The organism is Shimia isoporae, from assembly GCF_004346865.1.
Classification (GTDB): domain Bacteria; phylum Pseudomonadota; class Alphaproteobacteria; order Rhodobacterales; family Rhodobacteraceae; genus Shimia; species Shimia isoporae.
Window position 1 is genome coordinate 279,150 of record NZ_SMGR01000001.1, and the last position, 22,056, is coordinate 301,205.

General features: G+C 57.3%; 21 protein-coding genes. 14 read left to right on the forward strand and 7 right to left on the reverse strand.

Translation table 11 applies throughout. The features are described from left to right. Positions 1–422: 422 nt before the first annotated feature. Genes BXY66_RS01425 through terL form a run of 3 tightly spaced genes read left to right on the forward strand, consistent with a single transcriptional unit; the run spans position 423 to position 3,860 of the window. Complete coding sequence (locus BXY66_RS01425; RefSeq protein WP_243694266.1) at positions 423–1,817, forward strand: site-specific DNA-methyltransferase; 1,395 nt, start codon at positions 423–425, stop codon at positions 1,815–1,817. Then, on the forward strand, positions 1,810–2,385 hold the full coding sequence (locus BXY66_RS01430) for a DUF5681 domain-containing protein (RefSeq protein ID WP_132858400.1): 576 nt from the start codon (positions 1,810–1,812) through the stop codon (positions 2,383–2,385). Before BXY66_RS01425 ends, BXY66_RS01430 begins: the two co-directional genes overlap by 8 nt. Continuing rightward, positions 2,382–3,860, forward strand: coding sequence for a phage terminase large subunit (gene terL / locus BXY66_RS01435; RefSeq protein ID WP_132858401.1), 1,479 nt, complete (start codon positions 2,382–2,384; stop codon positions 3,858–3,860). The genes BXY66_RS01430 and terL overlap by 4 nt, the downstream gene beginning before the upstream one ends. 84 nt (positions 3,861–3,944) lie before the next feature. Here the strand turns inward: terL and BXY66_RS01440 are convergent, their stop codons facing one another. Continuing rightward, positions 3,945–4,412 carry a hypothetical protein gene (locus BXY66_RS01440; RefSeq protein ID WP_132858402.1) on the reverse strand — a complete coding sequence of 156 codons (468 nt, stop codon included), beginning with the start codon at positions 4,410–4,412 and terminating at the stop codon, positions 3,945–3,947. A gap of 92 nt (positions 4,413–4,504) precedes the next feature. Between BXY66_RS01440 and BXY66_RS01445 the strand changes: the two genes are divergently transcribed. After that, a complete protein-coding gene (locus BXY66_RS01445; RefSeq protein ID WP_132858403.1) occupies positions 4,505–4,765 on the forward strand; it encodes a helix-turn-helix domain-containing protein in 261 nt (86 codons plus the stop codon). 388 nt (positions 4,766–5,153) lie between these two features. Here the strand turns inward: BXY66_RS01445 and BXY66_RS01450 are convergent, their stop codons facing one another. Beyond that, entirely contained in the window at positions 5,154–6,086 is a 933-nt protein-coding gene (locus BXY66_RS01450; protein WP_132858404.1) for a LysR family transcriptional regulator, read from the reverse strand. Between the two features lie 151 nt (positions 6,087–6,237). Here BXY66_RS01450 and BXY66_RS01455 point away from each other — a divergent pair, with 151 nt between their 5' ends. From BXY66_RS01455 to BXY66_RS01500, 10 genes are all read left to right on the forward strand, one after another. Then, positions 6,238–7,332, forward strand: a complete 1,095-nt coding sequence (locus BXY66_RS01455; protein WP_132858405.1) for a porin family protein — start codon at positions 6,238–6,240, stop codon at positions 7,330–7,332. An 81-nt stretch (positions 7,333–7,413) separates the two neighbouring features. After that, positions 7,414–8,835 (forward strand): cytochrome c biogenesis CcdA family protein, encoded by a 1,422-nt coding sequence (locus BXY66_RS01460; RefSeq protein ID WP_132858406.1) that lies wholly within the window; start codon positions 7,414–7,416, stop codon positions 8,833–8,835. Beyond that, a complete protein-coding gene (locus BXY66_RS01465; protein ID WP_132858407.1) occupies positions 8,835–9,992 on the forward strand; it encodes a YncE family protein in 1,158 nt (385 codons plus the stop codon). Before BXY66_RS01460 ends, BXY66_RS01465 begins: the two co-directional genes overlap by 1 nt. A 242-nt stretch (positions 9,993–10,234) precedes the next feature. Next, entirely contained in the window at positions 10,235–12,004 is a 1,770-nt protein-coding gene (locus BXY66_RS01470) for a YncE family protein (RefSeq protein WP_132858408.1), read from the forward strand. A 583-nt stretch (positions 12,005–12,587) separates the two neighbouring features. After that, complete coding sequence (locus tag BXY66_RS01475) at positions 12,588–13,457, forward strand: PhnD/SsuA/transferrin family substrate-binding protein (RefSeq protein WP_132858409.1); 870 nt, start codon at positions 12,588–12,590, stop codon at positions 13,455–13,457. Next, the gene (locus BXY66_RS01480) at positions 13,450–14,265 is read left to right on the forward strand and encodes a phosphonate ABC transporter ATP-binding protein (RefSeq protein ID WP_207911277.1); all 816 of its coding nucleotides are present in this window, start codon (positions 13,450–13,452) and stop codon (positions 14,263–14,265) included. Before BXY66_RS01475 ends, BXY66_RS01480 begins: the two co-directional genes overlap by 8 nt. After that, positions 14,258–15,064: a phosphonate ABC transporter, permease protein PhnE gene (phnE, locus tag BXY66_RS01485; RefSeq protein ID WP_132858410.1), complete on the forward strand. Its 807-nt coding sequence runs from the start codon at positions 14,258–14,260 to the stop codon at positions 15,062–15,064. Before BXY66_RS01480 ends, phnE (BXY66_RS01485) begins: the two co-directional genes overlap by 8 nt. Beyond that, positions 15,061–15,705 carry a class I SAM-dependent methyltransferase gene (locus tag BXY66_RS01490; RefSeq protein WP_132858411.1) on the forward strand — a complete coding sequence of 215 codons (645 nt, stop codon included), beginning with the start codon at positions 15,061–15,063 and terminating at the stop codon, positions 15,703–15,705. The genes phnE (BXY66_RS01485) and BXY66_RS01490 overlap by 4 nt, the downstream gene beginning before the upstream one ends. Further along, the gene (locus BXY66_RS01495) at positions 15,706–16,956 is read left to right on the forward strand and encodes an alpha-D-ribose 1-methylphosphonate 5-triphosphate diphosphatase (RefSeq protein ID WP_132858412.1); all 1,251 of its coding nucleotides are present in this window, start codon (positions 15,706–15,708) and stop codon (positions 16,954–16,956) included. Beyond that, positions 16,953–17,768: a sugar phosphate isomerase/epimerase family protein gene (locus BXY66_RS01500; protein ID WP_132858413.1), complete on the forward strand. Its 816-nt coding sequence runs from the start codon at positions 16,953–16,955 to the stop codon at positions 17,766–17,768. The genes BXY66_RS01495 and BXY66_RS01500 overlap by 4 nt, the downstream gene beginning before the upstream one ends. A 2-nt stretch (positions 17,769–17,770) precedes the next feature. Here BXY66_RS01500 and BXY66_RS01505 read toward each other — a convergent pair whose 3' ends face one another. The 5 genes from BXY66_RS01505 to phnC form a co-directional block, all read right to left on the reverse strand. Beyond that, positions 17,771–18,397: a DapH/DapD/GlmU-related protein gene (locus BXY66_RS01505; RefSeq protein ID WP_132858414.1), complete on the reverse strand. Its 627-nt coding sequence runs from the start codon at positions 18,395–18,397 to the stop codon at positions 17,771–17,773. Further along, on the reverse strand, positions 18,394–19,251 hold the full coding sequence (phnE, locus tag BXY66_RS01510; protein ID WP_132858415.1) for a phosphonate ABC transporter, permease protein PhnE: 858 nt from the start codon (positions 19,249–19,251) through the stop codon (positions 18,394–18,396). Before phnE (BXY66_RS01510) ends, BXY66_RS01505 begins: the two co-directional genes overlap by 4 nt. Then, the gene (phnE, locus tag BXY66_RS01515) at positions 19,248–20,180 is read right to left on the reverse strand and encodes a phosphonate ABC transporter, permease protein PhnE (protein WP_132858416.1); all 933 of its coding nucleotides are present in this window, start codon (positions 20,178–20,180) and stop codon (positions 19,248–19,250) included. Before phnE (BXY66_RS01515) ends, phnE (BXY66_RS01510) begins: the two co-directional genes overlap by 4 nt. 64 nt (positions 20,181–20,244) lie before the next feature. Next, the gene (gene phnD / locus BXY66_RS01520) at positions 20,245–21,156 is read right to left on the reverse strand and encodes a phosphonate ABC transporter substrate-binding protein (RefSeq protein WP_132858417.1); all 912 of its coding nucleotides are present in this window, start codon (positions 21,154–21,156) and stop codon (positions 20,245–20,247) included. A gap of 35 nt (positions 21,157–21,191) precedes the next feature. Next, positions 21,192–21,992: a phosphonate ABC transporter ATP-binding protein gene (gene phnC / locus BXY66_RS01525; protein ID WP_132858418.1), complete on the reverse strand. Its 801-nt coding sequence runs from the start codon at positions 21,990–21,992 to the stop codon at positions 21,192–21,194. Positions 21,993–22,056: the final 64 nt, after the last annotated feature.

Sequence of the window (22,056 nt, forward strand, 5' to 3'; positions counted from 1 at the left end):
TACTGGTTGCCGGTACCGAGGAGAGCCCGAATGGCTCGGGCTTGAGACCAGTACTTGCGTGGTCTGGCAGCATAGTCCAGTCCGTTCCAAGCAGGCGTGAGATCCGTCTCCCATTTGAGACAAACAAAAGATACCACACCTATAATTCTTCGCACATTCAGAGGCTTAACAAGAATCTTTGAGGATTTTGGGGCTTGGCAATCCCGGACGCAGGTTCTAATCTGGCGCGGACCTCAGGGCAGAGAGGGCCAATTCATCTGGGGTCAGTTCGCGTCGGGGTTTCCCGGCATACCAAAACTATCCGGGGGGAATTCGTTGGATCGGTGTGATCCGGTGAGTTCCTTTACTTAAGGCCTCTCCAGACACAGCGATCCATTGTTTCCAACTGACGCCATGTGGCGTCAAGAATAATGGAGCCGCACATGTGTGCCACCCCTTACTCCGGTGATACCAAACCGCCGCAGAAACCAATCTGGATGGCCGACAAGGTCGTTCAGTCCCCTCTCTCTAATCTCAAACCCTACGCCAACAACAACCGCATTCATGGCGCAAAGAACATCGCAAAACTGAAGGCCTCGGTGGCGCAGTTCGGCTTTGTCACGCCGATCCTGGTGGATGGCGATAACGTCATTATTGCCGGGCATGGCCGTTATGAGGCGGCCAAGGCGCTTGGCCTGGAAACCGTGCCGATGGTTGTGGCGAACCATTTGTCCGATGCGGAAGTGCGTGCCCTTCGTATCGCCGATAACAAGCTTGCGGAATTGTCGGACTGGAATGAGGAGTCGCTGCAGATCGAGTTCGCAGGGCTGATGGACATGAGCCTGGAGGGTGAGCTGGACTTTGGTCTTGATCTGACCGGGTTTGAGGTGCCGGAGATCGACATCATCATTGGTGGTGCGGATAGCGCCGGGGCTACGACGACAGAAACCGTTGAGGTGCCGGACCCGGATCAACCCGCTGTCACGCGTCCGGGGGATCTCTGGACCCTGGGCGATCACCGTGTCCTCTGCGGCAATTCCCTTGAGCAAGAAAGCTATGAGCGTGTGCTTGAGGGCGAGACGGTTGGTATGGTTTTTACCGACCCGCCTTACAATGTTCCGGTTCAGGGTCATGTGCGCTCGGGCAATGGTGGTGATCACCGCGAGTTCGCGATGGCATCGGGCGAGATGTCGGATACAGAGTTCTGCGGCTTTCTGGATAAGGTGGCAACGCATCTTGCCGCGCGTCTTCCCAAGGGCGGTATTGCGGATATCTGCATGGACTGGCGCCATATCGAAGACCTCGTTGCAGCCGGTAAGGGAGCAGGACTGGACCTCATCAACCTGTGTGTCTGGAACAAGACAAATGGCGGCATGGGCAGCCTGTATCGCTCCAAGCATGAGCTGGTCTGCATCTTCAAGAAGCCAGGCGCGTCTCACATCAACAATGTCGAACTGGGCAAACACGGGCGCAACCGCACCAATGTCTGGGACTATGCGGGTGTGAACAGCTTCGGCAAGGGGCGGGACGCGGATCTTGCGGACCACCCCACAGTGAAACCCACGGATCTTGTGGCGGATGCCATCATGGATGTGACCCATCGCGGGGATGTGGTGTTGGATGTGTTCGGTGGCTCGGGCGCGACTTTGCTCGCGGCTGAGAAGACGCAGCGCAGGGCCCGCCTGATTGAGCTGGACCCGGTTTACGTCGATGTCGCGGTCCGTCGCTGGCAGGAGATGACCGGTCAGAAGGCGGTGCTTTCCGGGTCTGGTGAGCGTTTTGAAGATCGTGCCAGCGCCCTCAACGCAACGGAAGAACAGGAGGTCAGCCATGCCTGAGCAAAAGGATTACGACGTGGGTTATGGCAAACCGCCCAAGCGTACACAGTTCAAGAAGGGCCAGTCGGGCAACCCGAAGGGGCGGCCCAAGGGCGCCAAAGGTTTTAACGCCAGCTTGAAGCGAGAATTGGAAAGCAAGGTGATCATCCAGGAGGGTGGTCGCCGGTTGAAGGTTTCCAAGGCGGAAGCTGGCGCAAAGAGGCTGATTGCCAAAGCACTGGCCGGAGACATGGCGGCTCTGAAAATGCTGGCCATGTTGGACGCGGAATTGCATGCGCAGGTCGAACAGGAGGCAAATCAGGCCATGCGCGATACTGGGCCGGATCAAACGGATGAGAATGTGCTGAGCCACTTCAAAGAACAATGGCTGGCTCAAGCAGCTGATTGCACTGAGGCGGTGGAGCCTGCTGAAGAGGCTGAACCGGACGAGGGGCCAGAATCTGAGAGGCAGGACGATCCCGGGGAGACGGTGGAACCCATTTACGCCGAGGATGTGGAAGATCCGGTGTACGCGGAAGATGCCGAAGAACCTGTCTATGCAGAGGATGTGGAGGAGTACGAGACATGACCCGGCACGATCCTCTGCTCGTCTTACGGGCATCCACCGCGCTATACCGTACGGACCTCTTTGCATTTACATGGAAAGTGTTTGAGACGCTTCATTCTGGCAAAACCCAGGGGTTTGTTCCGGCCTGGCATGTGCAAGCCATGTGCCATGAGTTGGACAGCATCCGCACAGCAGAAAACAAACGCCTTGTCATCAACGTGCCTCCCCGCCACCTGAAGTCGATCACGGTTGCCGTTGCCTTCGTGGCCTTCATTCTTGGTCATCAACCGCACGCCAAGATCATCGTGGCCAGCTACGGATTAGACCTTGCGCGGTTGCATTCCGAGGCCACGCGGAAGGTGATGTCGTCGCCCTGGTACCAGAGGCTGTTTCCGGACACGCGGCTTGCGAGGCGTGGCAACACTCAGGATGAGATCAAGACCACGAAAGGCGGCGGTCGAAAGGCCGTCTCTATCGGCGGGGCCGTGACGGGCCATGGGGCGGATTACATCATCATTGATGATCTCATGAAAGCCGGGGATGCAACCTCAGAGGCCGAGTTGGTTCGCGCGCAGGAGTACATTGAAGGTTCGCTGTTGTCGCGGTTTGACAACCCCGCCGAGGGGCGCGTGGTGATGATTGCGCAACGGCTTCACGAAAGAGACCCTGCCGGGTATCTGCTGGAAAAAGCCACCTATCGCCATTTGAACCTGCCGGCGATTGCAGAGGAGGACTGTGAGGTGCCTGTGGGCCATGGCAAGCTCTACAGCCGTCGCAAGGGCGATGCGCTCTTCCCCGAGCACATGGATCGCCAGACATTGGATCGCATGCGCAAGGAGATGGGCTCCGTGATCTTCAACTGTCAGTACCAGCAGAACCCGATTGCGCCTGACGGTTCCGTTCTGCGTTGGGAGTGGTTTGGCACCTACAAGAAAGCCCTGCCCCGCAGTGGATATCAGTTGGTTGTTCAGAGTTGGGACACAGGCATGTCCGCCAGCCCGAAATCGGATTGCTCGGTTTGTACCACCTGGGGGTTCATGGACAAAAAGTGGCACCTTCTCGATGTCATGCGCGATCGTCTGGACTTTCCGGATCTTGAAGCCCGCGTCCGGTCGTTGACGGGCCGATGGCGCCCTGATCTCGTGTTGATTGAGAATGCCGCAAGCGGAACACCCCTGTTGCAGCGACTGCGCATGGATGATTCCGCCCTCTATCAGGCGATCCGCCCGGACAAAGACAAGGAGATCCGGTTCAACGCTGCCTGTGCGTCTGTTGAAGCCGGCAACGTGCTGCTTCCTGAAGACGCGCCCTGGCTGGCCTCCTTCAAGCGCGAGCTGCAGAGCTTTCCACGGGGATCCCATGACGATCAGGTGGACAGCTTCAGTCAATTCCTGAACTGGTCGGCCGGCAACGGGTTTTATCGTAGCCTTGGACGCGAGCATCCGATCAATCTTGAGCGCCGCGAGCGTAGCCGGTCGCGCCTTCGGCGGCGGTAACTGCAAAGGAGAGAGGCCAGCAGGCCCCAGGACATGCAAAGACAAAGGCCGGGTTCGCTAGGCCTTTGTGCCATCGATGACCCTCTACAAATCCCACCCATCCCCGATGGCGCCAGAGGCCGTCACAGTGATTTTGACACGGTGGGTGGGATAAGGTTGCCACTTGTACATGAAGATCTTGCCGAACCCACTGCGGTTACTGTTCTCGCGTGTCAATTCGATCTTGTAGCCCTGCTTGACCTTCTCGCGAACGGCAATGACCATTTTGTGTTTGTGGAGACCAAGGTGACGAACCGCGTCGTCGTGGATCAGCCTGGAGCCGTGAAGCCCATCAAAGCTGGTGGGGCGCGAATATGGGCGGCTGATCTGCTTGAGGATGCCTTTGGCGCGGTCTTGCAGGTGTGAGGGCAATTCCCCGGTAATGTAGAGGTAGGCGGCCCTGTCGCGGATGTCGGCCTTCAGCTTCGGGCAGCGCGCGAGATCAGCGGCGTGTTCGCCAAAGAGCTTATCTGTGTCGACGGGGGGTGGACGGTCACGTACTTGAAAGGTCATGGGCTCTCCTATTTTGCTCGCCTATCCCGATTTGGGATATATCCCGTATCGGAATAGCGACGCTCCTGCAGGCAGTCAAATGGAAAGCGGGCGTGTCAAAAAGCATCTACAACGAGGCCTACCGGGATCTGGTTGACGCCTTCAAACGGGCACGTATCGACGCAGGTATGACCCAGTGGGATGTCGCCAACGTGCTGCAAAAGCCACAATCCTACGTTGCCAAGGTCGAAGGCTATGAACGTCGGCTGGATATCATCGAGCTGTTTGATCTGGCCCGCACGATATCCTGGGATCCCTTCCCGGCGCTGCAGCGCCTCTTTGGCGATGGTGGAGACCCTCAACAGGACAGCTGACGCGGTTGGCTCAAGTCGGAATGAGGCCTCAGCATTTTGCGCCAGAGCAGGCTTGGGTATGTGGCGGGCGGAATGAATGGGCGGAAAACAGACGTTCGCTGCTCCCGTATTGTTGCATGACCCGCTGGAGAGAAAGCGGACTTTCAGAAGTGAAATGAACCTGCTTAAACGCTGCGCCGGCCATCAAGACCGGCTACGCGCAGTCAGTGACGACGGCCAATTCTTTTGGATGCCGGAAGAGGCCCCACTTCTGTTCGCAAAGGTGCGACATGTTCGTTCGGAAACTGATCGGGCCAAAACACGCCTAGATGCCTTCGCCCCCCAAAGCACTCTAAAAAGCAGCACATCCTCACATACTTGGCTGATCGCCGACGATTTCCACGTTGGATCAGTCACGCGCTTGAGAGGGGTCGGCAGTCTTTTCGTCTCGGAATGCCGCCTCCAAGGCATCAATAAAGTCCATAACTTGCGGGGGCAAAATCGAAAGTTCAGGATGTGAAATCACAATTGGCCACTGCGCTATTGGTAGCTTAACCGGCAACTCCATGACCTTTCCCTCCGCGACAGCGCGCCGCATTGGCGGTTCCGGCATGATCGCAAGGTGATCTCCGACTTGTAGGACATCAACCGCGCTTTCAATGCTCGAAATTTCAATGTTGAAATTGACCCGAGGCATGCCCAAAGCAATGTGATTGGCTCGCACCTGACGGCGCATTACGGAGTCTGGCGGAGTGCCTAACCAACGGGACGAGGACAGGTCTTCAGCGGTTATTTTCTTTTTTCGTGCAATCGCGTGTGTTGGCGCAGCAAACAGCGCAAGCCGCCCCGAAAACAGTTTCCGCGCAGTGATTCCGGTAGCCGAGGATTCTAGTCCCGTCGGCCCAACCACCAAATCCAACTCGCCGTTTTGCAGCTTTTTGCTCAAGGCCAGCACACCCCCCACTTCCAGCGACGCGAAAACGCCTGGCCGGTGCTCTAGAAAGTCTGACAAAATCTTTGGCAAAATTGACGCCGGAAACGGTCCAGCGCCAATCCTGAGTTTGCCAACCTGCCCCTTATCCCAAGTTTCAGCCTCACTGCTCAGTCGACCAAGCGTGGTGTGGATAGACTGGGCGTAGGGAAACGCACGCATACCTAGTTCCGTCAAAGTCACACCGGTTTTGCCCCGTAAAAGAAGGGGAATCCCCATTTGAGCTTCCAACTCTTTCATGTTTCTGGACAGCGCCGGTTGCGTCAATCCGAGTTTCGTTGCGGCCTCCGTCAACGAACCGCATTCAACGACTTCCACAAATTGCACCAAATGCTTCGGATTTATGAACATAAAATTTCTCTATGTCAGGCAAAGGATATCTAATTTGACGTTATGTCTGCATCTCTGTCAACACATCACCGAACCGAGAGCGCAAAAGACGACCTCCGGTTTGTATCACCGTGACCAAATTGGCGCGGCTCTCGCGCCACTGGAGAGACAGATGAAGAATTTCACAAAGTCCACCCTTGCGGCTCTGGTCGGCGCATCCGCGATTTCCAGCACCGCCCAAGCCGACGACGGCTTCCGTTTTTACGGGTGGCTCAACCCCATGTATCTGAGCGTTGACGACGGCGAGGCCTCCTATGGCAACGCGGGCGACAACACCAACGCGCCCAGCCGGATCGGCTTCTGGTATGAAAATGCACTCGGCGCTGGCACGCTCAAATTCCACTTCGAAACGGCGTTGGGTTTCAACGGCTCGGTGATGTTTGGTCAGGACAAAGACGTGGACGTCTGGGAGTGGGATCAGACCGACCTGCGCCACGTACAGGCGATTTACGAGACCAACGGTTTTGGTACTTTCAGCGTCGGCCAAGGCTCCACCGCCTCTGACATGGTCGCCGCAGGCACCGACATGTCGGGCACCACTTTGGTCAGCAAAGCGGCTGTGCACCTGAATGCCGGTGGCTTCAACTTCAAGGATAGCACCGGCGGCAACGGCCCAGCCGTAAAAGCGGTATTCAAGAACTTTGACGGACCGCGCGCCGGTCGCGTGCGCTATGACAGCGAAAAATTCGGTGGCGGCTTTGTGGTCTCGGCGTCTGCCGGTACAGAAATCCTGAAAGAAGGCGACGACACGAATTTCTACGATGTGGCCCTGCGCTACACCACGGAAACCGACCAGATGAAGGTGCGGGCCTATACGTCCTTCATGCGCACCGAGCCGACCAGCGGCGACAGCTATGACTCGATCCTTGGAGCCGTCGGTGTTCTACACAAAGACAGCGGCCTAAGCGGCACCGTCACCATCGGCAATCAAAGCAACTCGGGCGACTACATCTTTGCCAAAGTTGGCTGGCAGCAGAGCTGGTTCTCGTTTGGCAAGACCTACCTGTCGGTGGATGCCTTCAAAAGCCAGGACATGGTGAGCGACGGTGACGACGGGTTGGCGATTGGTCTGGCGGCGGTCCAGAAGATCGACGACGCCAACATGGAAGTTTACGTCGGCTATCACACCCACAGCTACGACGACACGACGGGCAAGGTCTACAACGATCTGGACGCCTATATGTTCGGCGCCCGCTGGAAGTTCTGATCCCGACCATTGCAAGAACGCGGTCGGACTAAGGCCCGGCCGCGACAGAAACAGAACGTCTTCTTTCGTTAGGGCCACACCATGCAGAGGCAAGACACACTAACCCCGACCAACAGCGCACAGGCTACGCAGGCGTCCAAGTTTGGACCACTGGCTTTGCCACTGAGCATCCTTGCGGTGATCGCGCTCGTGTTTTCCTGGCTGGTCTTGCCCTATGCGGTGAACGGCACGTCGATGCTGTCCCGTACTGGCGAAGTGGTTAAAGAAGAGCGTCGTGCTCATGCGACTTCGCTGTCGGAATTCTTGACCCGAGGCGCAGCGTTTCCCGGCGGCATCACGGTCAAGGCGCTTTATGCCAATGAAGACTATTTCGAGAAGGCCGACCGCGGCCGGATGGTGGATTTCTATCAGCCTGACGCAAATTTTGTCTTTTTCATCACTGAAGATGTCCACACAGGTTTGTTGCCGGTTGGCCTGCCAAAGGCGGCGCTGCGGATCGGAGGCAAGGTTGTCGAGCCGTCGTCCATTGAAGGTCCGGAAGAGGTGTCGCATCACCGCATGACCATCGTCACCTTCCCGAAGTTTGACGAGACCGGCGCGCTTTATCTAACGGGTTTTGACCCTGATATGCGTCTGATCCTCAGCCACAGTTGGGACCGTGAGAATACTCTTGGCGACACGTTGCAGCCTGTGATGGCGCAGCTTGGCTGGGAGAACCCGTTGACCATTCCGCCGGAGCTTCTTGAGCAGCCTGGCATGAGCAGCGCCATCATCGCCTCGCTGTCGATCGGCCTTTTGGCGGCGGTTCTGACACCCTGTCTGTTGCAGCTGTCGGTGATTTTCATGGCCACCATGAGCGCGTCGGGGGCAGAAGCGATGAGCACGCAGGGCAAGGTTGACCACGTTGTCAAACGGCGTGTGTTGGTCTCGGCAGCGGCCTTTGTTCTTGGCTATGTCATTCTCTTCACAATTGCCGGCGCGCTGATTGGCGGGCTGGGCAAGCAGGCGCAGATCGCCTTTTCCACCTATTACCGCCCAATCGGCATTGTCTCGGGCACCCTCGTGATCCTCTTTGGCATATGGCTTGGCATCCGCTCCAACGCGCCGGTGCTGTGCAACCTGCCCGGAGCCAAGATGATGCAGCGCATGAAGGGCGGCTCCACCATTGGCAATGTGACCATTGCCATTGTCTATAACCTTGGCTGCATGAGTTGTTTCGGTGGCGCCATCATAGCGACGTTGTTCATCTATGTTGGCGCGCTCGGGTCGGCTTGGGTTGGCGCGGTAACCATGGGGGCGTTTGCGCTTGGTTTGGGTATCCCCTTTATGGCTGCCGCGCTGTTTTTCACGCGTATGGAACCGCTGATCATGCTGGTCAGCAAGCACAGCCGCGCCTTTGGCCTTGTTGGGGCGCTGGTCGTGATCGGCTTTGGCGTGCTGCTTCTGACCGACAATTTCCACACGCTCTCTGATGCAATTTATCCTTATCTGGGACTGAACTGATGGTTGAGGGAACTTCGAAGCTTACGCGACGCAGCTTTTTGGCAGGGGCCGGCGCCATGGCGCTTGCAAGCGGCGGGCTTGGTGCGCGATCTGCCATGGCCAAGACCTCGCTCACACACGGCGAACGCATCGTCTTTGCGGCAGGTGACAAAGGCCGTGTGGCGGCGGTGGACTTGAAAAAGCGGCGGCTGGAGACGGTGCTCGAGGTTGGCTACGAAATTGGCCAGATCGTGCCCTCCAACAAATACAATGCACTTTTTGTCACTGATCCTGCCGGCAAGGCTGCCACGGTGATGGATTTGGCATCGCGCGAAGTTGTGGCGCGGAACGAGCTGGGTCATTCCGCAGAAATCGCGATTGCCAACACCGATGACAGTGGCATCGCCTATGGTGGGTCCGACGGGGTCGTCTCCGTCTGGGCGCATCGCACCAACAGCGAAATCGCCCGCGTGCCGGGGTTCGCTCCGATCACTTCGATGACTTTTGGTCAAAGGGGGCGCAGTCTTTATGTCGTACAAGATGGCCGACGCGAGATTGCGGTGGTCGATCTCGCAGCAAATATGGCGCTTGCCCCGATCACGCTTGAAGGCGACGCCTCGGTAGCGCTGGATGGGGTCTCTCGCAGTCTGGACGGAGGCACGGGGTTCGTTTCGTTGCCCGATCTGGGCAAGGTAGCCATCCTCGATCTGACGCAAAACAGCCTTTATGCCACGCTGAACGTACCCGCCGATCCGCGCCGCGTGTATGCCTCCGGCGATGGTCTGCACTTTCTGGTGCCTCATGGTACGGCGCAAAGTGTTACCGTGATCAGCAGCGAAAGCCTGTCTGTGATGCGCAGCATTGACGTAGGCTATCCGGTGGCAGAGATCATAACCGGCTGGCTGGATCTGTTCGCCTTCGCCATTCCCGAAAACGGCAACGAGATCGCCGTGATCGACTTGCAGCAATACCGCGAGGTCGGGCGGCTTCGCCTGTCGGGTCGCGCGGGTCACGGTGTTGTCACCTCCGACACGCGGCAGATCGCCTTGACCCTGCCCGAGCAGGGCAGGCTCGCGGTAATTGAAACCGGCACGCAGAGCCTTGCCAAGTCCATAAGAACAAAGGTTGCCCAAGCGCAGCCCCCACAAATGGCGGTCAGCGGCAACATCTGCCACTGAGCGCTGCACAAACGCTTTGAAAGACAGTCATGAAACCTTCCTATCCACATCCAACCAGTCAAAGGCATACCGTCCCTTTGCCTTTGATTGTGCGGATGCCGACCGTTTTTCAAACCGGTTCAGCCGCACCGACATGCGGTCTGAACACTTAGGGTCCGGCCAGTCTTCGGCTGGTCGGACCACCCTCGCGCCAGACAGGCGCAGCAAGCCGGTAGCAAACCGGCAAGAACGGAGAAACGGCAATGAAGTTTAAAACGGTAGCCGCAGTCGCCGCCCTGTTCGCGGGCGCAGTGACTGCATACGCTCAGGAAGCGGAGATCGACCTGCGGGCCGATGAGCCCCGCCTGAGCTATGAAGACGCCAAGGTTTTGGGCAAGGAGTTGTTTGACGACACGGCCATGTGTTCGGCCTGTCACGGCGAAGATGCAACCGGTGGCGAAGGCCCTGCAATGAACATCGACCGCATCCTGCCCGGTCAGATCCTCTACAATCTGCATGCCAACGCCAAGATGATCGGTGTTGACGAGAGCTTTGCCCCGATCACGCCAAACAAACTCTATGCGATTTCCGTATATCTGGGCGAGTTGGCGGGGCTGGAAACATCCGAGGAAGACCTCGATCAGCTGTTTGCGGGTTCCAAAAAGGCTGTGCAATCCTCGCAAGAGATGTCCACCTATATGCTGTCGCGCATGTACAACTTCTCTTCGACCACAAAAAACATGTGGTCCGAAGTGCGCGAAAACTGGGAGCGCAAATCCGAAGAAGGTCCGCTCAAGCAGACCTATGAGGTCGAAGTTGCTGGCGAATGGGAAGCAGGCGAGCCGGTCTTCACTCCGGAGCCGGGCAAAACATACTTCTATGAAGCCGCCGGTGTGGCCAACTTCGTCGCGGGTCCTGGCCTCAAGAACAACCAGAAGGCAGAATCCTCGCAGATGCTGGTGGGGGATGCGCAAACGTTTGAAACCATCGCCAATAAGTTCACGGATCGCGCCATGCGGGGCGACATTCATACCACATTCGCAAGCCCTGATGGCAAATACATCTATATGAATGGTGCCAAAGTGGGCGAATACGCCGATGTGATGTCTCCGGCGGCGCTGCTGAAAGTGGACGCACTGACGCTGGATGTGGTCAAGGCGCTCGACATCCGTGGCCGTCTGCACCACGGTCAGCTGTTTCAGGACAAATACCTGTTGGTGGACATGTTCATGTCCGATCACGACGGTCTTGATGTGTTCCTGATGGATCCGGAAACTGATCAGGTTGTCGGCGGCATCTCCAAAGATCAACTGGGTGGCGATACCTACACAGCATGGACCGATAACAAGCACATCTATGTGTTGATGGCGCCCGCCGGTGAGCACGCTGCGGGCTTCCGCCTTGGCATCGAGTTCGCACGTGGTGACTTTACCAACGACCCGACCTTCTGGATTGCCAAACTTGACCCGGAAACTTGGGAAGTTGTGGCCGAGTTCCCCTTCCCGGGCATTCGCGGCGACTGGGTGACTTTTGATGCCTCTGGCGAGCATATGTATGTGACCGCTGGTGCCTCTGCTCTGGTCAGCAAAATGCGCACTGACACTGGCGAGGTCGTCTGGTCCGGCGTAACCGGCCCTGGCCCATATGGTGCGGAGCTGAACGCAGACGAGAGCGAGCTCTGGGTGGCTGACAAAGGCGAAATGACCGGCTTCTATGGCCGTACCATCACCGTTTTTGACGCCAATACCGGCAAGCAGAAAGCGACCCTCCTGTCGGCCTATATGGTCGACCACGTCCTGCTGTCTCCGAACGGTAAGGAAATGTGGCTGACGTCCAACGGCGAGGGCAAAATTCTGATCTATTCCACCGAGACCTATGAGAAAATCGCAGAAGTGCCGATGCCTGGTTCCGGCGATCCGCATGGTCTGGTTTGGGTGCACTATGACGAAAACGGCGAAAGCCGCGTGGTGCGCGATCAGGGTAACTTCCACGGCGGCATCCATCCCGCCAAGGGCCAAACTCTGAACTACTAACGACAACGCACTGCGCCGGAGAGTTTCCTCTTCGGCGCAGTTCCTACCTGGAAAACCATTCTGGCCCAACGACTGAGTTTGCGGCTACGGTGGGCTTCGGACGTCAGGTCTTATGGTTGGCCTGGCCAGTTTATCGGCCATCGTTCCGTGGCACTTGCAAGACCATTTTTCCTCAATTTGTTTTGGTTGTTTTAGGTAAGCCGCATATGTTGGCAAACCGATGAAAGCAAATTCCGAATTCCGCTTTTTGTTGGTGTGACAAACCGGGCTGGATTGTCACAAACGGTCGATGAATTTTGTGACTGCCGACGAAAAGCTAAAACGTGCAGCATCGCAGCATTTGCAGGTTTGGCAAAGGCAGCTTTGGGCCGGTAGCTGACCTAGTCACTGTGGGCCTATAACTGACCTAATTATTTTGGGCGGAAAGCGGACTTTCGCTGCGGGTTTCCAAACGACCACCTTTCGGTGTCCCAAATTTCATAGAACGGCATCACAACAACAAGAACCTTTTAAGGAAGTGACGCATACCCGTTACAAAAGCAGGAAATCATTCGAATGAATTTTATTCTTGGAGACTGCACCAATGAAACTTCGTTCGATTATAGCTGGCGTGGCACTTGCTGCAGTGTCGGCAGTAGCCACTCAGGCGGAAACATGGAAACTGGCCGTGACCGACGTGGAAGGCATGGAACGCCTTCAACTGGAATGGGGCCCTTTCAAAGACGCACTGGAAACTGCCACCGGCGACACTTTTGAGTTTTTCGCTGTGAACAGCCGCACCGCCGCCGCCGAAGCGCTGCGCGGTGAAACTGTAGACTTTGTCGTATCCGGTCCTGCGGAATACGTCGTGATCCACAAGCTGACCAACGCAACGCCTCTGATTGGTTTGGGTCGCCCAGACTACCACTGTGCGATTGTTGTGCGCGCGGACAGCGGCATCAATGTGCCAGCGGACCTGAAAGGCAAAAAGGTTGCCTTTGGTGACATCGGGTCCACCTCCAACATGCTGTGTCCCATGCAGGTGCTGGCCGATCACGGCGTTGATCCTGTGAATGACATCGAAAAAACCCACACCTCGCGCAACATTGCCCATGAGGCGCTCAAGGCGGGTGACGTAGACGCGCTTGGCTCCAACGCGGGCAGCTGGCTGAACGTGCGCGCCAAAGAAACCGAGTTGCCTTATGGCTTCTTCAAAATGATCGCGCGTTCCGGTGATTTGCCAAACGACATGATCATGGTGGGCTCCCATGTGCCGACAGACGCTGCTGAACACGTGAAAAATGCCATTCTGGAAAACAAGGCCGCCATCATCGCGGGCATCACCGCCCATGAGGAGAACGACAAATACGTCGGCATGGACCTCGTTGCCATCGAAGATAGTGCCTACGACTACGTGCGCTCGATGTATTCCAACGCGGGCTTCCCGCAGTTCGACAACTTCATCGGTGACTGATCTCGTCGAAGCAAAACGGGATGCCGTCGTGCAACTCGTGCGGACCGGGGCAGAATTTGCCCCGGTTTTGCCCGTTGATATCCGTGCGGAATCCGTCGCCAAGTCCTTTGCCGGGTCGCAGATTTTCTCGGATGTATCTTTTGGCCTGTCGCGAGGCGAAGCCGTCGCCATCGTGGGCGCAAACGGCGCCGGAAAATCGACCCTGCTGCGCTGCCTTATGGGGTTGATCCCTGCAGAAAGCGGCCGGTTGACGATGCTGGATACAGACGTAACCGCGGCGCGTCCGGCGCAGATGCGCAAACTACGCGCGCAGATTGGTCTTGTGTCGCAGAAACATAACCTCGTCACACGCCTGTCGGTCATGTCCAACGTTGTGCAGGGCCTCTTGGGCCAACACCCCGGTGTGCGCCATTGGAGCCAAACGCTGGCACCACAAAGCTCCCGCGAAGCGGCAATGACCGCGTTGGAGAAAGTTGGCCTTGCCGATCTGGCTCAACGCCGCGCCGATCGGTTGTCTGGCGGCCAGTCCCAGCGAGTCGCCATTGCACGCGCGCTCGTGGGCAGACCAAAGGTCCTCTTTGCCGATGAACCGACGGCCTCGCTAGATCCCGCCGCAGGAGAAGACGTGATGGAACTCTTCTTTTCCTTGGCGCGTGAAGAAGGCGTCACGGTTGTCTTCATCTCCCACGATTTGAGCCACGCTTTGACATATGGCGACCGCGTTCTCGGCCTTGGCGGCGGACGCCTGCAACTGGATCGCCGGGCTGACAGCCTAAGCGAAGCGGAATTGAGAGAGCTTTATGACTGACATGCAGATGCCAGACCGGTTTGACCGGCCGTCGGCAATATCCTTTCTTGGCTATGCCGCCGCTGTTGTGATCATCCTGTGGTCCTTTGCGGGGGCCGGGTTTTCGATCGACAAAGTGGTGTCAGCGCCACCGCGTTTTGCAGATTTTATGGACCGTGCCTTTCCCCCCAACATGGCGCCAGATGTTCTGGCCCGTTTGGGCGGCAAGATGGTTGAGACGTTGCAGATTGCGCTGGCTGGGGCAGTCATCGGTGTGATCCTGTCGCTGCCCATAGCGCTCCTTGCTGCGCGCGGACTGATTGCTGGGCCGGTGGTGAATCAGATCCTTCGCAATGTGCTGGGGTTCATCCGCGCTGTACCCGATATCGCCTGGGCGTTGGTGTTTGTTGTGGCCGTGGGACTGGGGCCATTTGCGGGCATGCTAGCCATTGCTGTGGACACCATTGGTTTTTGCGGGCGTTTTTTTGCAGATGACATGGAGGCGGTGGAGAAAGGCCCCTCGGAAAGCCTTACGGCAACCGGCGCGCGTCGCTTGGACGTTGTTGCGTGTGCCACCATCCCGGCGGCCGCACCGGCCTTTGTATCTACATCCTTATTTGCGCTTGAAAAGGCTGTGCGGTCCTCAACCATCCTTGGTCTGGTCGGCGCGGGTGGCATCGGCATCGAACTCAAGGTTGGCTTTGACCTTTTTGACTATCCCACCGCGATGACCGTGATCCTGATGATCGCAGTGGTGGTGATTGGCATCGAACAACTCAGCGGCTGGGTCCGCACGAAAATCATTGGAGAACAACGATGACCGCTGACACCGCGGACGTTCATTGGAACGAGGAATGGGCCAATATCTCAGAGGGCAGTAAGTGGCTGAGCCCTGAGCCTGACGTGATCCGTTGGTCCGAAAGTTTGACACCGGGCGCACGCATTCTTGATCTGGGCGCGGGCGTGGGACGACACGCGCTTTGGCTGGCACAGCAGGGATTTGACGTTGTGGCGTTGGATGCGTCGTCAGAAGGTGTCGACGCCATCCGAAACGCCGGAAACGTCGAAGCGCTTGTCGGCCGCATGGATGCTTTGCCATTTGAGGACAACAGCTTTGATCACGTGCTCAGCTGGAACGTGATCTATCACGGGGATGAGGCAGTTTTGGCGCGCACCATCTCTGAGATCCACCGCATTCTGCGCAAGGGCGGTAGCTATTTGGGTACGATGTTGTCCGACCGCCGCCTGCCAAGCGAGCGTGCTAAATTTGAAGGCCGGGAGATCAGCCGAAACACATGGGTGTTTGACGCGCCCGGCACGGACAAAATTCACCCACATTACTTCTGCGATGCGCGCGACCTTTTGGATCTGTTTGAAGGCTTTGAAATCCAATGGTTGGAAGATCGGGAGCATGAAAAACCTGGTTCCTGGCATTGGCATCTGATCATGGAGCGTCTCTGAATGACCGTCACTTATGAAGGCGCGCAGGTGTACCTGCGCAACGAGGTCGTAGAGACAACCGTCACGGTTTCAGATGGCAAGATTGTCGAGATTGGCGGTGGCGTTCGGGGCACGCGCATCGACGCCCGCGGCCTGATTTTGGCACCTGCTTTGATCGACGTGCACGGAGATGCTTTTGAGCGCCAACTGATGCCGCGTCCCGGTGTGTTCTTCCCAACGGAGACCGCCGTAATCGACACAGATCGCCAACTTGCAGCAAATGGTATCGCCACGGCGTATCACGCCATCACGCTCGGGTGGGAGCCGGGTTTGCGCGATGTTGCCCGAGGACGTGAACTGATGCAGGCGATGTTGGACCTTGCCCCACGTCTGACCGTGGAAAACCGCGTGCAGCTGCGCTGGGAAACCTTTGCATCCGAAGCTCTGGAGGTGATCGATTGGGCGCTGCAGGCACCTTTGACGCCTTCGGTGGCGTTCAACGATCACACGTCCATGACCATGCGCGCCTATGACGTGCCGATCCAGGAGCGTGGCTTTGAGTTGAGCCCGGATTTTTCCATTGCCTCGCTGGATGACGAGCGCATGAAAAAACGCACAGCCTCCAAGGCACATCGTGCGGGTTTAACTGAAGGCACCTATATCGCCTTGCTGGCGCAGGTCTGGGAACGCCGATCCGATGTGCCCGCGATGATCGCTCAGGTGGCGGCCAAAGCACGCACGGTTGGGGCTCCGATGTTGAGTCACGATGACACGCGTGCCGAAACTCGAAGTTTCTTTCGCGATCTGGGGGCGACAGTGGCAGAGTTCCCGATGGTGCTCGAGGCGGCGGAAGCTGCGCGCGCCAATGGCGACACCATCATCTTTGGCGCGCCAAATGCAACCCGGGGCGGCAGCCATATTGGCTCGCTTGGCGCAGGCGACATGGTGGAGGCCGGCCTCTGTGATGCTCTGGCTTCGGATTACTTCTATCCGGCCATGTTGGCGGCTGTGCATAAGCTAGATCAGGAAAAACGCGCGGACCGTCTGACCCTGTGGTCACTGGTGTCCGCAGGTCCAGCCAAGGCCATGGGCCTTTCAGACCGTGGTGAGATCGCCGTGGGCAAACGGGCAGACTTGGTGTTGGTCGATTGGCCGGACGGGCATGCCCCAGCCATTCAGGGCACGTGGGTTGGCGGACGGGCTGCGTATCGCGGTGTGCCGTCGCTTCAAACCGCCAAAACGGCACAGAAAATTCTGGAGACCCAGATATGACACCGTTGAAAATTGGCGCCTGCCTGAAAGCCAATGAAATCGCGGATCATCGCGGCTGGCTGTTTGACGCAGACCGCGACATCGAGTTGCAGGACTTTGGCAGCTACGTCGGATTGACCACAGAGCTTGAAGACCGCATTTCCGCCGCGAAAGCCGCGTTGGACGGTCACAACGGGCGCGTTGGAATCCATGGACCCTATGAAGGCCTGGACATGGACAACAAAGACCCGGAACTGCGCCCTCTGATCTCTGCGCGGTTTCTGAAAGCATTAGAGGCAGCAGACCGAATTGGTGCGCGCCAGATGGTACTGCACTCGCCATATTCACGCTGGTACAAATGGAACCTATTCAACAAGCCAAACTATGAGCAGACGGTGTTGGGCCGCGTGCATGACATCATGCAGCCGGTGGTAAAACAGGCCGAGGCCTTGGGGATCACCTTGGTGATCGAGAACATTCTGGATGTGGATCCTGCTACGCGTCGTGACATGGTGGACAGCTTCGCCTCAGACGCCATTGCGCTTTCAATCGACACAGGTCACGCCCATTTGGCGCGACGTATGTCAGGTGCACCTCCGGTGGACTATTTTGTGCGTGATGCTGCCGATCAGCTCCAGCACGTGCATCTGCAAGACCTAGACGGCCACGCGGACCGTCACTGGGCGCCCGGCGAAGGCGAGATCCATTGGGTCGAAGTGTTCCGGGCCTTGAGTGATTGTCAAAGTGCGCCGCATCTGGTGCTGGAATTGCGCGACAAAGCCGATATTCCAAAAGGCTTTGCCTACCTGCAAAGCCTTGGTTTGGTGCAATAGATCTAGCGATACTTTTCGATAAAGGCGTCGATGTCGAGCGCCCGAATATCTGGCAGCGCGGCTTTGTATGTGTCGCGCGGCCAATCCCAGACGGCAATCTCTTGCAGGGCTACAGCTTGCGTCTCTGAGAACCGTCGCTTGATTTCCCGTGCAGGCACGCCACCAACCACCGTGTAGGGGGCGACATCGCGCGTCACCACAGCGCCCGCGCCAATGACGGCCCCGGTGCCAATGGTGACGCCTGCAGTTACGGTCACGCCATGACCGATCCAGACGTCGTGTCCGATTGTGACCCAGTTGTCTTTGCGCCACGCGAAGAAATCATGGTCATCCTCGCCCAGCCCATAAGCCTCCGCCCGGTAGACGCTGTGGTGCTGCACAGCGCGCCACGTCGGGTGATTGCCGGGATTGATCCGCGTTGCATTCGCGATGGAGCAGAACTTCCCGATGGTGGTCCAGACCACATTGCAGTTTTGCGTGATGTAGGAATAGTCTCCCATCTGGGACGACTTCATCACCGTGCCTTTGCCTACCTCCGTCCAAATGCCCAACTCACAATCGCTGACCGAGGCGCTTTCGTGAATGGTTGGCGCTTCGGACAGGTGGTTTTTGGATCCCGCGCCGCTCATTTCGCCATCTCCGCGTGACCAATCAAGCGCGCACGAATGAGGCCAGAGAGATAGTCGATCAAATACACCATGGCGACAATCATGATGATGATTGTCCAAACCTGATCCCAGAAATAGCCGCTGATCCGATCGCTAAGCATGAAGCCAATGCCTCCCGCGCCAACAATGCCCAAAATGGTACTGGAGCGCACATTGGATTCAAAATTGTAGAGTACGATCGACAGGTGCACAGGCAACACTTGCGGCATGATTCCAAAGAGTATGGATTGGAAGCGGGACCCGCCTGACGCAACCACGCCTTCCACCGGGCGACGGGAAGTGTTTTCCAGAGCTTCGGAGAACAGTTTTGAGAAAGTTCCGACCTCAGAAACCGCAATAGCCAAGACGCCAGCCAATGGCCCAAGCCCAAAGGCCCGAATGAAAATCAACGCCAGGATCAAAATCTCAAACGCGCGGATAATGTCGTAGCCACGTCGCGTTGTCTGTCGCAGCCAAAAGATGCGGTTGATGTTCTTGGCGCCCAGAAATGATAGCGGGAAGGCGACGATCAGGCCCAGAACGGTGCCCAGAAAGGCCATCGCTACCGTCTCCCCCAAGGCTGTGAAGACCTCCAACCATTCCGCCCATGTTTCCCAAATATGTGGCGGGAACATGAACGAGAGGATACGTCCCATGCGCTGCATGCCGTGCAGGATGCGCTCGGGGGCAAAATTGAAGTCGTAGAGGCACCAACAGAAGAGACCAATGAAGCCAATCCATAGCGCGATTTTGCGAAACTGCACGGCTGGCGTGTCGCGAAAGGCGCGCGGGTGCACAGCCATTGCCGCCTGAATGTCCTGAGGGGTCGGTGTCATGTGCTTGGCCCTTTCTCAAGCCCGATCACGCGGTGGCGCAATTTCTCGGAGGCAAAGTCGATGACCATGACGGTCACAAAAATGATGAGGAACAGCGCGGAGAGGTCTGTGTATTCCTGCAACGACAGGGCTTCGCGGATTTCCTGCCCCAGCCCGCCGGCGCCGACATAACCAATGATCGACGAGGACCGCACGTTGATCTCAAAGCGCAGCAGCGTGTAGCTTATGATGTTGGGCAACACCTGCGGGACCGCGCCATAGCGGATCTGGTCAAACCAAGTGCCGCCTGCGGCCTTCACGCCTTCCAGCGGGCGCATGTCGATGTTTTCGTTTACTTCGGAATAGAGTTTGCCCAAGGCACCGGTTGCGTGCAGGCCGATGGCAAGCACTCCGGCCATGGGGCCAACCGAGAAACAGAAGACAAAGATCAAAGCCCAGACCAAATCTGGTACCGTACGGGCGATTTCTAGATAGCGACGACAGATCCACATAACCCATTTGTTGGGCGCCAGATTGCGGGCTGCTGGGAAGGACAGAAGAAACCCTCCGATGACGCCAAAAACAGTGGCCATGAAGGCAATCAGAATGGTTTCGACGAGCAGCTTGGCCCAGACTTTCCAGCGCCAGAACCATTCAGCAAAATCCGCGCCAAACGTTGCCCAATGTAAGTCCGGAATGGTTTTTGCAATAAACTCGCCAAGACGGGGAATACCCGCGGGAATGATCCAGCGCCAATCGCGAGAACCGTCCGGCAATGTGATCTGGGTGACTTTGAAGAAGTCCCCGAGCCACGCTGAAAAGGTGAAGAGTGCAAGGAACACAGCGCTCCCCACAAGCCAGGTGATCCGCGTGCGGCGACGCAGGTCGGCGTAATCCTGTTCGAACTGTAAAATGGGCGTTGATATCGGGCTATCGGCGAGTGCTGTCATGTCGGCATGTCCGGGCATGTGAAAACCCCCGGCATGGTTCGCCGAGGGCTGTGTTTAGAAGAAATCAGGAAGAGCGGCGCTGTTTCTTCAGCCATGCGCGCATGTCCACGATCCACTGGTAGCGCTCGTGGTTCACTTCGATCCAACCGGTTTGTGGGTTTGGATCTTCGGCTTTCCAACCGGTCATCGCTTTGAAGGCCGCCTCGTCTTTGTCCTGAACGGTCATGACCGCTTCTTTTACCGCATCTTTCAATTCCTGAGGAATATTCGCGCGCGCGGTGAATGGACCGGAGGTGATTTCGGGGCTTTCCCAAATTGGGCAGATCACGCCTTGCTCGATCATGCCTTTGTCGATCATGCGCTGCCAGCGACCGTCCACTTCGTTGTTCTGCCATGTGGCGGCAGCATCAAATGTGCCCTGAGCTACGCCAGCAACGCCCGCTTCGTGAGACCCGGAGAACGGAACAGCAGAGAAGAAGGATTTCGGATCAACCTCCTGAGCGATGTTGAAGTAAGGCACAGCATAGCCGGAGGTGGAGTCTGGGTCAGCAAAAGCCAGAACCTTGCCTTCCAGGTCGCGGATGCTTTTGTAGCCGGAGTCGCAACGGGTCACGACCACGGAGTAGTAGCCTGTGGAGCCATCTTGACGCAGGCGGGACACCAGCGGCTCAACCTTACCGTCGGTGCCCGTATAGGCCGCGGCGTAGGAAGAGGAGCCAAAGAAGGCGAATTCGATCTGATCCGCGCCGATCGCCTGAATCACGCCGTCATAGTTGCCAGCGGTGAAGATCTCGACTTCCACACCCAGTTCTTTTTCGAGGTATTCCTCAAACGGGGTGTAGCGTGCGATGCGATCTTTTTCGTTTTCGCCGGACAGGATGCCGAATTTGATGACGGCATAGTCTTTTTTCCAATCGTCGGCCGCAGCAACGGTTGCGGTCAGAGCGACAAGTGCGGTGGTAGCCAAAAGTTTCATGGTCATATCCCCTGTTGGTTGGCTTGGTGGAGCAGTTAGGCGGGGACCGCGAGCCCTTGGGTCGAGGTCACAGCTTCGTTGAATTCGCGCAGGCCTTGCGTGCCATAGATGTCGCGCACAACATCGTCGGTGAGCTGGGCGGCGGTGCCGTCAAAAAAGATCCGGCCGTTGCGCATGGCAATGATGCGGTCGCAATAGGCGCGCGCAGTGTCCAGCGTGTGCAGGTTCACCAGCACGGTCAGGCCGTCTTCTTTGTTGATCTGCTTCAGGCCATCCATCACCAAAGTGGCGTTCGCAGGATCGAGCGAAGCAATCGGTTCATCTGCCAGCATGATTTTTGGCTGTTGTACCAGCGCCTTGGCAATCGCCACGCGTTGCTGCTGTCCGCCGGAAAGTGTGCCCGCGCGCTGTAAGGCCTGCGGCACCAGATCAAGACGATCCAGCGCCTGCAGCGCCAAGGTACGTTCTGCATCAGTGAACTGCATCGCCATGGAGCTGAAAAAGCCATGTTCGGCGAGGCACCCGATCAGGACGTTGGTCAGCACGTCGAGCCGATCCACCAGATTGAACTGCTGGAAAATCATCGCGCAGTCACGGCGCCAGTCGCGCAGGGCTTTGCCCCGCAGCGAGGTGATTTCGACCCCGTCAAATGAAATCGACCCCGAAGTGGGGTCGATCAAACGGTTAACAAGGCGCAACATGGTTGATTTACCGGCACCGGAGCGACCGATGACCCCGACAAACTGACCAGGTGCGATGTCGAGTGAAACTGTATCGACGGCTTTTGTCTCGCCGAAGATCTTAGATACGTTTGAAAGCGTTAGCGTAGCAGGCATGATGATTCATCCGAATGAATTTCATGTCTGAGAATTCGCCCCTCGTGTAACTCTCCATTAACCG

Bases quoted from the DNA above. Each gene is read 5' to 3' on its own strand.
- BXY66_RS01465 (WP_132858407.1), top strand. From the start codon at position 8,835: ATGGTTGAGGGAACTTCGAAGCTTACGCGACGCAGCTTTTTGGCAGGG.
- BXY66_RS01430 (WP_132858400.1), top strand. From the start codon at position 1,810: ATGCCTGAGCAAAAGGATTACGACGTGGGTTATGGCAAACCGCCCAAG.
- BXY66_RS01470 (WP_132858408.1), top strand. From the start codon at position 10,235: ATGAAGTTTAAAACGGTAGCCGCAGTCGCCGCCCTGTTCGCGGGCGCA.
- phnC (WP_132858418.1), bottom strand. From the start codon at position 21,992: ATGCCTGCTACGCTAACGCTTTCAAACGTATCTAAGATCTTCGGCGAG.
- phnE (WP_132858415.1), bottom strand. From the start codon at position 19,251: ATGACACCGACCCCTCAGGACATTCAGGCGGCAATGGCTGTGCACCCG.
- BXY66_RS01440 (WP_132858402.1), bottom strand. From the start codon at position 4,412: ATGACCTTTCAAGTACGTGACCGTCCACCCCCCGTCGACACAGATAAG.
- phnE (WP_132858410.1), top strand. From the start codon at position 14,258: ATGACTGACATGCAGATGCCAGACCGGTTTGACCGGCCGTCGGCAATA.
- BXY66_RS01460 (WP_132858406.1), top strand. From the start codon at position 7,414: ATGCAGAGGCAAGACACACTAACCCCGACCAACAGCGCACAGGCTACG.
- BXY66_RS01505 (WP_132858414.1), bottom strand. From the start codon at position 18,397: ATGAGCGGCGCGGGATCCAAAAACCACCTGTCCGAAGCGCCAACCATT.
- BXY66_RS01495 (WP_132858412.1), top strand. From the start codon at position 15,706: ATGACCGTCACTTATGAAGGCGCGCAGGTGTACCTGCGCAACGAGGTC.
- BXY66_RS01450 (WP_132858404.1), bottom strand. From the start codon at position 6,086: ATGTTCATAAATCCGAAGCATTTGGTGCAATTTGTGGAAGTCGTTGAA.
- BXY66_RS01455 (WP_132858405.1), top strand. From the start codon at position 6,238: ATGAAGAATTTCACAAAGTCCACCCTTGCGGCTCTGGTCGGCGCATCC.
- phnD (WP_132858417.1), bottom strand. From the start codon at position 21,156: ATGAAACTTTTGGCTACCACCGCACTTGTCGCTCTGACCGCAACCGTT.
- BXY66_RS01475 (WP_132858409.1), top strand. From the start codon at position 12,588: ATGAAACTTCGTTCGATTATAGCTGGCGTGGCACTTGCTGCAGTGTCG.
- BXY66_RS01500 (WP_132858413.1), top strand. From the start codon at position 16,953: ATGACACCGTTGAAAATTGGCGCCTGCCTGAAAGCCAATGAAATCGCG.
- terL (WP_132858401.1), top strand. From the start codon at position 2,382: ATGACCCGGCACGATCCTCTGCTCGTCTTACGGGCATCCACCGCGCTA.
- phnE (WP_132858416.1), bottom strand. From the start codon at position 20,180: ATGACAGCACTCGCCGATAGCCCGATATCAACGCCCATTTTACAGTTC.
- BXY66_RS01490 (WP_132858411.1), top strand. From the start codon at position 15,061: ATGACCGCTGACACCGCGGACGTTCATTGGAACGAGGAATGGGCCAAT.
- BXY66_RS01425 (WP_243694266.1), top strand. From the start codon at position 423: ATGTGTGCCACCCCTTACTCCGGTGATACCAAACCGCCGCAGAAACCA.